The 12414-nt window shown below is 46.3% G+C and carries 10 protein-coding genes; 9 read left to right on the top strand and 1 reads right to left on the bottom strand.

The window, feature by feature from the left end; genetic code table 11:
* Nucleotides 1-4: 4 nt before the first annotated feature.
* From RQP52_RS26665 to RQP52_RS26625, 9 genes are all read left to right on the top strand, one after another.
* Nucleotides 5-1213: a GDSL-type esterase/lipase family protein gene (locus RQP52_RS26665; RefSeq protein ID WP_315954656.1), complete on the top strand. Its 1209-nt coding sequence runs from the start codon at nt 5-7 to the stop codon at nt 1211-1213.
* Nucleotides 1179-1781 (top strand): carbohydrate-binding protein, encoded by a 603-nt coding sequence (locus tag RQP52_RS26660; protein WP_315954655.1) that lies wholly within the window; start codon nt 1179-1181, stop codon nt 1779-1781. The genes RQP52_RS26665 and RQP52_RS26660 overlap by 35 nt, the downstream gene beginning before the upstream one ends.
* 193 nt (nt 1782-1974) lie before the next feature.
* Nucleotides 1975-3711: a sensor histidine kinase gene (locus RQP52_RS26655; protein ID WP_315954654.1), complete on the top strand. Its 1737-nt coding sequence runs from the start codon at nt 1975-1977 to the stop codon at nt 3709-3711.
* A 2-nt stretch (nt 3712-3713) separates the two neighbouring features.
* Nucleotides 3714-5024: a response regulator transcription factor gene (locus RQP52_RS26650; RefSeq protein ID WP_315954653.1), complete on the top strand. Its 1311-nt coding sequence runs from the start codon at nt 3714-3716 to the stop codon at nt 5022-5024.
* Between the two features lie 136 nt (nt 5025-5160).
* Nucleotides 5161-6879 (top strand): extracellular solute-binding protein, encoded by a 1719-nt coding sequence (locus RQP52_RS26645; RefSeq protein WP_315954652.1) that lies wholly within the window; start codon nt 5161-5163, stop codon nt 6877-6879.
* Between the two features lie 87 nt (nt 6880-6966).
* Nucleotides 6967-7857 carry an ABC transporter permease gene (locus RQP52_RS26640; RefSeq protein WP_315954651.1) on the top strand — a complete coding sequence of 297 codons (891 nt, stop codon included), beginning with the start codon at nt 6967-6969 and terminating at the stop codon, nt 7855-7857.
* Between the two features lie 18 nt (nt 7858-7875).
* Nucleotides 7876-8766, top strand: a complete 891-nt coding sequence (locus RQP52_RS26635) for a carbohydrate ABC transporter permease (protein ID WP_315954650.1) — start codon at nt 7876-7878, stop codon at nt 8764-8766.
* Between the two features lie 32 nt (nt 8767-8798).
* Nucleotides 8799-10064, top strand: coding sequence for a Gfo/Idh/MocA family protein (locus RQP52_RS26630; protein ID WP_315954649.1), 1266 nt, complete (start codon nt 8799-8801; stop codon nt 10062-10064).
* A gap of 103 nt (nt 10065-10167) precedes the next feature.
* Entirely contained in the window at nt 10168-10410 is a 243-nt protein-coding gene (locus RQP52_RS26625; RefSeq protein ID WP_315954648.1) for a spore germination protein, read from the top strand.
* A 91-nt stretch (nt 10411-10501) separates the two neighbouring features.
* Here the strand turns inward: RQP52_RS26625 and RQP52_RS26620 are convergent, their stop codons facing one another.
* The gene (locus tag RQP52_RS26620) at nt 10502-12400 is read right to left on the bottom strand and encodes a TOMM precursor leader peptide-binding protein (RefSeq protein WP_315954647.1); all 1899 of its coding nucleotides are present in this window, start codon (nt 12398-12400) and stop codon (nt 10502-10504) included.
* Between the last annotated feature and the right edge of the window lie 14 nt (nt 12401-12414).

Raw genomic sequence — 12414 nt, 5'->3', positions numbered from 1 at the left:
CGCGATGAAGGAATTATTCTCTCGAAGAGGGTTACCTAATATCATTCAGAAGTTGAAAAATGGGGAAAAGGTTACAATCGTTTATTTTGGCGGCAGTAATACGCGTTCTGAAGGATATAGAGTCATGACGACGGATTGGCTTCGGGGACAATATCCCAACGCGGATATCCGCTCTGTGAATGCAGGCATTGACGGAACTGGATCTGATTTGGGCTGCGCCCGTTTGGAGACGGATGTGCTTCGTCATGAGCCTGATCTCGTGTTTGTGGAGTTTGTCGGTAACGATGGCGGAGTCCCAGAGTCCAAGGCGCGGATTGAAGGAATTGTTCGTCAAATTCGCAAGCGGAGCCGGCTTATAGATATCCTGTTCGTTTATACGTTGAAGGAGCGGGATGTCGTAGGATTTCAGTCCGGGGAATACCAGAAGGGAGCTCTTATGCAAGAGGAAGTGGCTGATTATTACGGTATTCCTTCGATTCATCTGGGTGTATCGGTCAGTCGCTTGGTGTCGGATGGAAAGCTTGTTTTCACGGCAAGATCAGGAGAGTCCTTTCCCGGGGTCGTTGTTTTTACGCATGATGCGATCCATCCGTTAATTCCCGAAGGGCACCGGATTTACACGGATACGATCACTCGGTCATTTGAGCGGATTCGTGAACTTGGGGTTAATTCGGGTAGTTTTGAACATAACCTGCCTCAGAACCCCCTGGTTCCAGCCAATCCATGGGAGTACGCCGCAATGTTGTCGCTGGATGACCATGCCCATTTATCGGAAGGATGGTCCTTCGTGACTCCCGATGATTTTGCGCTGGCCCGCAAGTACGATTGGTTGTTCTCAGGACTATGGCGAGCAGTCGATCCTGGAGAGGCTATCACGGTGCAGTTCCAAGGAACTCACATCGGGCTGTTCGATATTGGGGGACCTGATTCCGGCAGGCTGAAGGTGACTGTGGATGGCGGGGAATCGTTCCTTGTCGACAGATTCACACCGTATAACGACCATAATCGGAATCAGTATGTTTTCTTACCGGAGCTTCCGAATGGGAACCATACGGTTCGCTTTGAAATCGATAACGAGAAGACAGATAAAGCAGCCGTGTTTGAGGCATCCGGCAATGAACGAAGTAAAGAGCATGTTCAGCAGCATCTGGATTGGTACAACCAAACGGTGATCCAGCTTGGGAAATTGTTGGTGGTGCAGCCGTTATTATAGCGGGGGCTCCGAGACGGTTACCGTTGATGAGTCGGTGGCCATCTTGTCGAACCAGGACGAACTGCAGATGACTCGAGCTGCTCAACTGCGTGTAACCGGTTATTTGAATAACGGTCTGATCGGTGATCTGGCACATGCCAATGTGCAGTATTTTGTTGATAGAACCGATCTTGCTGAAGTGGACAGCAACGGTTTGTTAACCCTACAAAGCCTAGATGGAGCCACAGACCATATCACGGTGTGGGCCACTGTTACGATGGATGGAGTGACCTTAACAACACCAACATTGGCTATAACAATTAAGGATCTGACGGTTATCGTCGACAGCACGGATACGACTGGGTTGTACTCGACGGAAGGGTCGAAACATCAGTCCGTTACCGAGGTCACGTATATCGATGCAACAGTCGGCACATCGAGTTGGGTTAATCTTGGAACGTTTGACTTTACAGGGGACGGCAGCGAGTATGTTCGTTTAACTAGAGAGACTCCGACTACAGTAGATCCGCCAACCCTTCCTGCTGATATGATTTATACGAGGGTTGATGCAGTCAAGTTCGAACGGTAATCCTTCAGGCCAATTAAACAAAAACCGAAAGAATGAGTATTGATCTCAGTCTTTCGGTTTTTTTGTTATTTAATTAGCTCTCCATAATATGAAACCGTTGGCTTCTTCATTTTCGCTTGGCTGTTGATAGATACATGAAAACGTATGATAATGAAAGACATACATTTCTTAACAATAATGCTGGGGGTATGATATGAAGCTGCAGGCTGCTGGCAGATCCAGATGGCTCGTTTATCAGAAGATTGTTATCGTGTTTATCGTGTTGCTTATTCCTTTGGTCGTCATGAATATAGGAGTGAATTACAAAGGGCTAGCTTTTGTTAAGGATGAAATATCCGAATCGGCGGTTGCCGGCGCGTCCTTTTATTCGAAGCAGCTTGATAATGAGTTATATTTTATTCGGAACCAACAGCTGCTGTTCATGAACAATCGCGATCTGCAGAAGCTCAGTTTTGTAGGCGGCACGATTGAGAATTTTGAAGAGGTCCAACTAATCGATCAAGTGAAAGACAGCCTGCTTACGCTGCAAAGCTCAAGCGATTATGTGGTCGATGCAGGGGTGTATATCAAGTCAGTGGGCAAAATGATATCCATGATGAATGGCGTCGAGAATACGCCGAATGATACATTTAGGATGATCTCCACGTTAATGGAAACCACGCCAAAGCCTTCTTTTTATAGACTCGGAGATCGTATGTTATTTATTGAAAGCGAAAACAATTCAGGCATAATGTCTTATATTGAAATTTCTAAAAGTAAGCTATTGGCGGCCTTGAACCAAATTGCGGCTCTGTACCAGAAGTCAGCAGTTCTGCTGGGAGAGGGGAAACGGGGAAGTATACTCTCTACTACAAAAGACACGGATGTTATCCCTACGGTGCTGTCGCTTGTTGAGGAACAGAGTGAACGAAATGCGAACAAACCCATCATTCAGAAAATAAATGGCACAAGCTATTTCATCACGCACAGTCAAGTCAGTTCATTAAATTTGTCGCTGGTTATGTATGTCAATCAGAATGAACTGACAAGCAAGCTGAGTCAGTTTACTACTTGGTTTTACGCGATCTTCGCTATCACCATTACGGTCCTTCTTCTTTATTCCTTCTCTATCCACTTCATGATTCATAAACCGCTTTCTAAGCTGACCAAGGCGTTTCAGATGATTGAAACAGATAATTTGAATTTGAGTATTGAGTCAAAGCGAAAAGATGAGTTCCATTATTTATTTAACAGCTTTAACCGGATGGCGTATCGATTGAAGCGCTCGATCGAGGAAAATTATGAACAGAAAATCGCTCTTCAGCATTCTGAATTGAAGCAGCTGCAATCACAGATTAACCCGCATTTTCTATATAACAGTTTCTTTAATATTTACATGATGTGTAAAACGGGGGATTCAGATACCGCTGCTGAGCTTTCGCAGAAGCTTGGGAGCTACTATCAGTACATCACAAGGAGCGGCTCCGATGAGGTGCCTTTATTTAAGGAGTATCGACATGCGCTCGATTATTGCGAAATTCAGTGTATCCGGTTTTCCAATCGCATCCGTTATGAATATGCAGAAATGACGGATCCCATACAGTCGGTACTGGTACCTCGACTGATTATTCAACCCATTGTAGAGAATGTCTTCGAGCATGCTTTTGAAGACGGAACGATGCAGGGAATCGTCTACCTCTGTGTTGACTACCGGGAGCAAGGCATACGTGTTACGGTGGAAGATAACGGGAAGTCGCTAACGGACGAGAAGCTTGAGCAATTGCGCACCAAACTTGCGAACAGTGCAGAACAAAAAGAGAAGACGGGAATGACGAATGTAAACGTCAGACTTCAACTGAAGTATGGGGCGGGCAGTGGTGTATTCGTCTCCCGAAGCCAACACGGAGGCTTGCAAGTAGATCTGATAATAAACTTCACCAAGGAGACATGATCATGTACCGATTGCTTATTGTGGATGACGAGCCGGCTATTGTAAATGGTCTGGCACTACTTTTTCAGGAAAAAGCGGATTTCGAGCTTGAGGTTTGCAAAGCCTACTCGGCCAGAGAAGCACTCGAAATCGCTAGAAAAACGAAGCTTGATGTCGTAGTTAGCGATATTCGAATGCCCCAGAAGAGCGGTCTGCAGCTAATGGACGATATTGTGTATTATTGGCCTTCTTGCCGGATTATTTTGTTGACTGGTTACAGTGAATTTGACTACGTCTACGAAGCCATGCGTAAGAATGTGGAGAACTATATTCTGAAGACAGAAGGTATCGAACCGATTTTTCAGGCTGTTAAGAGGGCTATCGATAAATTAGAACAAGAAAATCACCATAGCATGTTGGAGGAAAAAGCACTGATGCACGCTCAATTCGCTGAGCCACTGCTCAAGAAAGAAATGCTGGAAGCTTTGCTGCTAGGTGAGCCGGTGACTTCGCTTCTTACGAATGCTCGATACGCAGAGATGGAGTTTCGGGTGAAGATAGAGCAGCCAGCCTTTTTTATAGCAGGGCAGATTAACCGTCTGGAGGAGCAATCTCCCTCCCATAAATCGAAGCTGCTGCATGCGGTGCAACAGATCTTCGATACTCATCTACCGGTATCCATTCATGGCGAACAAGCGATTTATGATGCGAACACACTTGTTTGGCTGCTTCAACCGGATCATGAATTAATAGCCCGGTTCACGGTAGAGGAACATGAAGTGGACTGGCAGGGCATTGTTGGTTATATGAAAAGTATTCTGGAAGCGGTGCAGAATGACTGCGAAGAGAATTTGAATATTTCCGTCTCGTTTGCGCTGTCAGGAAATTTAGTGAAGGAGTGGGAGCATCTTCATGAGCAAGTAGAGGCTGCCCGTACGAGTATCCTCAAAAGATTTCAGCTGGGACAAGAGATGGTTGTTCTTGATCTGGGCATGAAGGCAGAGATGATGTCATCTCAAATGCTGTTGATTGAACAAATTCATCACTATATCCAGAATCATCTTTCGGGCGATTTGTCGCTTACAGCCATAGCAGCAGAGGTACACTTTAATCCCTCTTATTTATCCCGCTATTATAAACAAATTACAGGCCGCAATCTGATGGAATATATTCAATCGACCAAGCTGGAATTAGCGATAGCCATGATGGCCAATCCGCAGATGAAATTGAACGAGATCGCATCCAAGTTAGGTTTCGATTCGCCTTCTTATTTCACGACTTTTTTCAAGAAAATGACGGGCACCTCACCTCAAGAATTTCGCAATTTACAATAAGTAAAACAATAAGTAAATAAAGTTAAAGCAATGTAAAAGAATTGAAATTGTTTGCTTTCTCCGTTTACCTTTACAATAAAAACGTAGGGAAACAAATGAAAAACCTATTGCTAATCATAAAGGGGGAAAGCGTTTTATGAAAAGTAATCCAAGAGTGAAGCTGCTTCTGACAGGAGGGATGGCCCTCTCGCTGTTGGCCGCCTGCAGCAATCAAGTTGGCGACAAACCGAGTTCTCCTGCGCAAGCGACAGCTGGCACAAGTACTGGTTCTGCGCAAGATCCGTTAGGCAAGTACGCTGAGCCCATAACGGTTACACAAGTACTCGGATTCAACCCGCCGGAAGATCCGAGAACACAGCAGGGGATTACACCTGATAAGAACGCCTATTTTAAAGATTTAAAAGAGATGACGAATATCGAGGTTAAATATAAATGGACTGTACCTTCAAGTCAGTTTGAGCAAAAATTTGCTCTATCCATGGCTTCAGGAGATCTGCCCGATATTTTGGAACTCGATCAGAAAAATTATGAGAAGTTAAAGAAACAGGGCATGCTTGCTGATTTGACGGAAGCTTACAAACAGTACGCGTCCCCTGCGCTCAAAAAGTATATGGAGTCGGACGGCGGATTCGCCATGAAAACGTTCAGCTCAGAAGGTAAGCAGCTTGGTATTCCTGCTTTCGAAGATCCTTTCCTTTCAACGCAGCTGCTTTGGATTCGCAAGGACTGGTTGGACAATCTGAAGCTTCAGCCACCCAAATCGATTGATGAGCTTGAGAAAGTCGCTGAAGCTTTTGTTAAAGGCGACCCGGACAAGAATGGGAAAAACGATACCTATGGAATCGCGATGCAAAAGAACTTTTTCTTCTGGGGATTTGATGTTAGGGGCTTATTTAACGGGTTCGGAGCTTACCCTTCTGTCGGCGATAATCAGTCCGCTTGGATTAAAGGCGCAGATGGCAAGTTAGTGCCGGGACTTATTCAACCTGAAGTAAAGAATGCACTGGCTAGAATGCAGTCTTGGTATCAAAAAGGCATCTTCTATAAAGAGTTTGCCCTGAAGGATGAGAATAAAGCGGTAGAAGATATCACGGCCGGCAAAGTAGGTATATCCTACGGCGAATGGTGGTACCCGAACTGGCCGCTTAACTTGAACGTGGACAAAGATCCAAATGCAAATTGGATCGCGCTTCAAATCCCTTCACTGGATGGAAAACCTGGGAAGTCACTTGTTCCGACATTGCGCAGCAATAAAGTATTTGCAGTGAATAAGAATGCGAAAAATCCGGAAGCTGCTATTAAAATGATCAATTTCTACATTGAAATGGGTAAAAAGAAATACATCGAAAAGAATAAAGCGGAAAATGGTTATGTCTATAACTGGTTCAATCCGAGAATCTACAATCCGGCTCAGATCGATACGATCTACACGGAAGTCAACAAAGCTCTCGATGCCAAACAAAATGAGATTACGCTCGATGACGAAAATTACAAAAACGTAGCGGACGTCTTCAAAGCGACGCAGGACTTCCTCGCTAACAATACGACGAATGCAAGCAAAGGCGTCAATTGGGGCCAGTACTACAGTCGTGCAGCCAAAGAAGGCGGCTGGGGGCTGACGCGTCAGATTCGCGAAAATAAAGCGTTCGTTAACAACGAGTTCTACAGTGTCCCTACCCCGACGCAAGTTGAAAAAGGCGGCCAGTTGGATAAGTTAATGTCGGAATCATTTACAAAGATTGTGTTAGGCGGTTCGCTTGACGAGTTCGATAAGTTTGTAACCAGTTGGAAGACGCTGGGCGGCGACCAAATTACGAAAGAAGTTAATGAGTGGTATAGCACGGTAAAAAAATAAACAAGTTGAAATAGCGGGGGGAGTTACGGGTCAATAACTTCTCCCGCTCTATTTCTACACACCGAGGAAAGGGAGGGGCATTCCACTATGCGAACATTACGTAGAGATTTCCCGCTGCATCTCATGCTAGTGCCGGGAGTGATCTTGACGCTTATATATGCTTACGGTCCAATGGCTGGCATTATTATGGCTTTCCAAAATTTTGAGCCGTTGTCTGGATTTTTTAAGTCCAAATGGGTCGGGTTTGACAACTTTACCTATGTGTTTCATTTGCCGGATTTCAATCAAGTTCTATGGAATACCCTTCTGATCTCCCTATTCAAAATGATTTTATTTTTGCTTGTGCCTCTTATCCTTGCGCTGCTGTTGAATGAAATCACGAAAAAATGGTTCTCGGGCTTGATTCAATCGAGTATTTTTCTGCCCTTCTTTCTGTCATGGACGGTACTGGGGGGCGTCATTATTGAATTGTTCTCCTTAAATGGACCCGTTAACGGTTTGATATCGCTGATGGGTTTAAAGCCAATCTTGTTTATGCTGAACAACGATTGGTTCAGGGGAATTATCATAGGCTCAGATGTCTGGAAAGGGATGGGCTATAACATGATCATCATGTTGGCTGCTATCACGGGCATTAATATGAGTCTCTACGAAGCAGCCGAGGTCGATGGGGGAGGAAAATGGAAGCAAATGCTTCACATTACGCTGCCGGGTATTGCGCCGATGCTTATTTTACTGGGCGTATTGAGTTTAGGAAATATTTTAAATGCTGGTTTCGAGCAAATCTTACTCATGTATAACCCGACTGTGTATCAGGGCTCAGATATTATCGATACATTCGTATACCGGCTTGGGATGTTCAGTCAGCAATTCGGGCCTGCAGCAGCAGTCGGCTTATTTAAGTCTATCATTTCTTTAGGATTGGTTTCTATTTCTTACTATGCTGCCTACAAATACAACAATTACAGAATATTTTAGACAATTGGAGGATGTAGTGTGGTCTATAAGCAATCGTTAAGCAGGAAGCTTTTTGTCGTGTTCAATGTGCTGTTGCTAACTCTAATCACCGTACTGGGTATCATACCTTTTGTGCATTTGCTATCCGTTTCACTTAGTTCGAACACGGCAGCAATGGCTGGCGAAGTGAAACTTTGGCCTGTCGGCTTTTCTTGGGATGCGTATGTCTATCTGGGTGAAAAGGTGGAATTTTTCCGGTCCTTGTGGGTATCCGTGAAGCGGGTTGCGCTCGGCAGTGTAGTGAATATGCTGCTTGTGTTCATTACGGCGTATCCTCTTTCCAAATCGCAAGATCAGTTTGCATGGCGAACACCTTATGTTTGGTTTTTTGCCGTTACCATGTTTTTTGGCGGAGGACTTATCCCGACGTATATCATTGTGAAAAATACAGGGATTATGGATTCGATCTGGGCGCTTATTTTACCAGGCGCATTAAATGTTTGGAATATGATTCTCATGCTGAACTTTTTCAGAACGATTCCCAAAGAAATGGAAGAAGCGGCAACGATTGACGGAGCCGGCCATTGGAAGATGCTATGGCAGATTTACTTGCCAGTTTCGCTCCCTTCCATCGCTACGATCGGGTTGTTTACCATTGTTGGCCATTGGAATGCTTGGTTCGACGGCATCCTTTATATGAATTCGCCTGAAAATTACCCGCTGCAAACGTATCTTTCTACCCTGATTACAGCGATGAGTTCGCAGATGACAGCAGTTTCTGCCGAGCAATTGAAAGCAATGGAGAATCTTAGCGAGAAGACACTGCGGACAGCACAAATTTTTATGGGAGCTTTGCCGATTATGGTTGTCTATCCTTTTGCTCAAAAATACTTCGTTAAAGGCATGACGGTCGGCAGTGTTAAAGAGTAAATGAATAGTTGTTCAAAGGAGACATGTGGCAGATGAAAAAGGTGAAAGTTGCGTTAATTGGAGCAGGTTTAAGAGGTGTTAATTATTTGGAATACGCCTTGCAGCATCCGCATGAACTTGAGGTCACCGCTGTAGCTGAACCTAATAAGGAGCGCAGAGAGAATTTTAAAGTAAGGCATGGTTTACAGGAAGACATGTGTTTCACGAGCTGGGACGATCTATTTGCAGCGCCAAAGCTGGCGGATGCTGTACTGATCTGTACGCAGGATAAGCAGCACTATGAACCAACGATTAAAGCTTTGAAGGCAGGTTATCACGTTCTTTTGGAAAAGCCGATGTCTCCTGATGCGCAGGAATGCGTGTTGATGGGAGAGATCGCCACTCAATCAAATCGCGTTTTTTCCATTTGCCATGTTTTAAGGTATACGAACTTTTTTTCCACGATCAAAGGGTTGTTAGAAAGCGGTTCCATCGGGAATCTTATGTCGATTACCCATAATGAAAATGTGGGCTATTGGCATCAGGCCCATAGCTTCGTACGAGGAAATTGGCGCAGAAAAGAGGACTCCAGCCCGATGATTCTGGCCAAATCGTGCCATGACTTGGACATCCTGCTATGGTTAGCAGGCTCGGATTGCGTACGTGTATCTTCCTTCGGTTCTTTATCCCATTTTACTTCCGATCAGGCGCCGGCGGGTGCGCCGCTTCGCTGCCTGGACGGCTGCCCGGTTGCGGACGACTGTCTGTACTATGCGCCTAAACAGTATTTGACGGATAATACGCATTGGCCTACGTCTGCGATTAGCGATGATCTCAGCTATGAGGCTCGCTTGAAAGCGCTGCAGGAAGGGCCTTATGGCCGCTGCGTGTATCACTGTGATAATGATGTCGTTGACCATCAAGTGGTGAATTTAGAATTCGCAAACGGCGCAACGGCTGCATTCACGATGAGTGCGTTCACCAAGGACGTTAGCCGAACCATCAAGCTCATGGGCACGAAGGGCGAAATTCGCGGTTCGCTGGAGAAGCAAGAAATAGAAGTGATTCATTTCGGCAGCGGGAAAGTGGAGCGAATTACCTTCGAGAATGCCGGGGGCCATGTTGGACACGGTGGCGGAGACACAGGTTTGATCAAAGATTTCCTCAAGCTGGTTCGAGAGGACGGCAGCAGCCAGGGCCTTACGGCAGCCTATCATTCCGTACAAAGCCATATGATGGCATTTGCCGCTGAGCAGGCGCGAGTGGAACACAGCGTTATTGATTTGAAAGCTTTTGTTGAGTCAATAAAGGTCCAATGACCGATTAAGCAAAATAGGTATTGGATAGGTTCACACAACCAAGCAAAATGGTCAAGTTTACATATAATAAGGACAAGATGAAGATTAAGGGGCTGAGATGTTGATGCGGAAACAATCTATTATCGGTGCCTTAAATATCGACACGAATTCAGGAACCATCATCAACGGCGATATGATTAACATTTCGCCCACTGAAATAACTAGAAGTTTCAGGGGTTCTGGCATCGACGTGACGGGTGACCATGCCACGACGGTTTCAATTATTAACATAACAATGATTTATGGTTCAAGTCCAATTGACGATAGTCCAACCAAGCTCAAAAGAAAAGTATCGAAATTAAAGTGAGAAGAACCTTAAGAAGGGCTGCCTTGTGGCAGTCCTTTGTTTGTGTGATTTAGTTCGCAGTCGGGAGGGGCAAACTTCACGTCCTATCGATCTATAAAAATGGATGCGGATGCGGATTAAGCTGGCCAATCTTCAACGGCTTTTTCGCATATCCCAGCTCCACAGGCACCTGAAGGACCCGCTTCAGCCCCGTCAAGCGTTGCAAATGATGTCCGAACGTCATCGGCAGCATGCCCGGAATCAGGACTTTTACGCAATGCAATCCGTTTCGCAAGGTTTCGGGCGACGACTGATCCACCACGATCAAATCGAGATTCAAGCGGCGAAACACCTCGATGATGTCCTTCAGATCATCAGTCAGATCCGCATGATGTGCTCTACGCTTGAACTCCTCGTCAAACGTTCTGAGAGGGCGCTGTCCGTCCAGCAAAAAATGCAGCCGTTCCTCTGCTTGTGGCAAACCGTATAGCAGGGCATGATCTTCCATTTGCAACACGAGAAAGGGATCGTCCAGCATTTGCTTGACATGCTCCTGGCTAGCTTCGAATCTCTCTTGCAGGAATACCAACCTGCCGGCCAATTCGTGAATGGCGCTTTTCGCAGCCCGTACAGGATCCAAATGGGCTCCCGCAGCACAGATAAGATTTATCTTTCCGGGACAGACGCTTTTGGCAAGTGCCCAAATGCTCGGAATCCCGTTCTCCATCGTCATGTTAAACAAATGTACGTCGTATCCAGCTACTGCGCGCAACCTATACAGCATGAGCAGCAGTTCGTGATCGTTAGCGGAATAGGGGTCCAGGCGCGGGATTGGCAACTGCGCGTACCAGGTCATGAGGAACGCGTCGCGCTCCGTCACTTCCAAAATCCCATGCAAGATGGCTTCCTCCAAGCTTCCGCCTAACGCGCATCCGTTGGAGCCTTCCTGGACAAATCCGCTGCCGAATCCCGAGCTGTAATAGGCGAGACTCTCCGGAACAAGGATCGGACACTGCCGAACGAATGAATAGCCCCATACCCAATCGATCGGGAGATCGGGATCAAACGGTTCGAACGTGAAATCAGGCTGCGCGTACTGTTTCTTCGAATATAACCCAACCGTGGAGGGATCCAGCGCTTGATCTGCAACACGGTTGAAGCTGTCGTAGATTACGGTACGTTTACCACGGGGGGTTATCCCGCAATGTCGCTCCAATCCTTCCAAGATCGCGGTCAATTCGCTTTCCGCATAAGAAAAGCTGCGCCCTCCCGTTACCTCATCTCCCATCAGAAAGGAAGGCAGATTGACCCCCGCCCCGGCAAACGGCGACTCAAGGTCAAGCATCTTGGCATTAAAAACGCCAGTCTGCGAATCTATATAATCCTTAACCAAATGTGGTTTCAAGTCGTCTATTGAACGGCTGCGGTAACTGTTGGCGCTTGTTTTAGGTCTCGGCTTGAGCGAAATGGTGGACGCCGCCGATGAATCGTCGGGCAAGCTGCCGCACACCTCACAGAGCGGGTCAGGCAGAATGAAATGGAGCGAGTTATTCAGCGTGAGCAGGTTAACGATATACATATGCTCCTCCGTGTAAGCTCGGCTGCCCTGCAGCACTCGCTCTATCTCTGCAATCAGCAAGTGAGCTGTTTGCCTAATTCCTGAAGGCGAAGTGCTGACGCATTGCATGTCCCCAGGCGATGCCGTGAACCGTCGGTTATCCGCGCATTGGGAGCAGCCTGGGATGCTCGGACGAACGAGCGGACCGACGATGCCCTCATCCCTTGAAAGAAAGCCTCGCAACCATGGGATGCCGGTCTGCTGCAGAATCTCTTCAACCTCGAAGTATCCGGAGGAAGGCCAGTCATCGTGCAGCACGACCACTAATTTTACCGATTTCGGTATTTCTGAAGTGAAATCTGACTGCCGAACGACCTCATAACGGTCCAATAGTTCTCCGTATACGTAGTCAGCCAATAAACCTTCCCCGACAACGGATAGGATAGCATTCATGCCGTACACCTCAT

It is taken from the genome of Paenibacillus violae (assembly GCF_032461945.1).
Taxonomy (GTDB): Bacteria; Bacillota; Bacilli; order Paenibacillales; family NBRC-103111; genus Paenibacillus_E; species Paenibacillus_E violae.
Note: the sequence above shows the minus strand (reverse complement) of the source record. Positions and strands in the feature narration are given on the sequence as shown.

Excerpts from the sequence above, each read along its gene's own strand:
- RQP52_RS26665 (WP_315954656.1), top strand. The coding sequence starts at position 5 with ATGAAGGAATTATTCTCTCGAAGAGGGTTACCTAATATCATTCAGAAG.
- RQP52_RS26655 (WP_315954654.1), top strand. The coding sequence starts at position 1,975 with ATGAAGCTGCAGGCTGCTGGCAGATCCAGATGGCTCGTTTATCAGAAG.
- RQP52_RS26650 (WP_315954653.1), top strand. The coding sequence starts at position 3,714 with ATGTACCGATTGCTTATTGTGGATGACGAGCCGGCTATTGTAAATGGT.
- RQP52_RS26645 (WP_315954652.1), top strand. The coding sequence starts at position 5,161 with ATGAAAAGTAATCCAAGAGTGAAGCTGCTTCTGACAGGAGGGATGGCC.
- RQP52_RS26640 (WP_315954651.1), top strand. The coding sequence starts at position 6,967 with ATGCGAACATTACGTAGAGATTTCCCGCTGCATCTCATGCTAGTGCCG.
- RQP52_RS26630 (WP_315954649.1), top strand. The coding sequence starts at position 8,799 with ATGAAAAAGGTGAAAGTTGCGTTAATTGGAGCAGGTTTAAGAGGTGTT.
- RQP52_RS26625 (WP_315954648.1), top strand. The coding sequence starts at position 10,168 with ATGCGGAAACAATCTATTATCGGTGCCTTAAATATCGACACGAATTCA.
- RQP52_RS26620 (WP_315954647.1), bottom strand. The coding sequence starts at position 12,400 with ATGAATGCTATCCTATCCGTTGTCGGGGAAGGTTTATTGGCTGACTAC.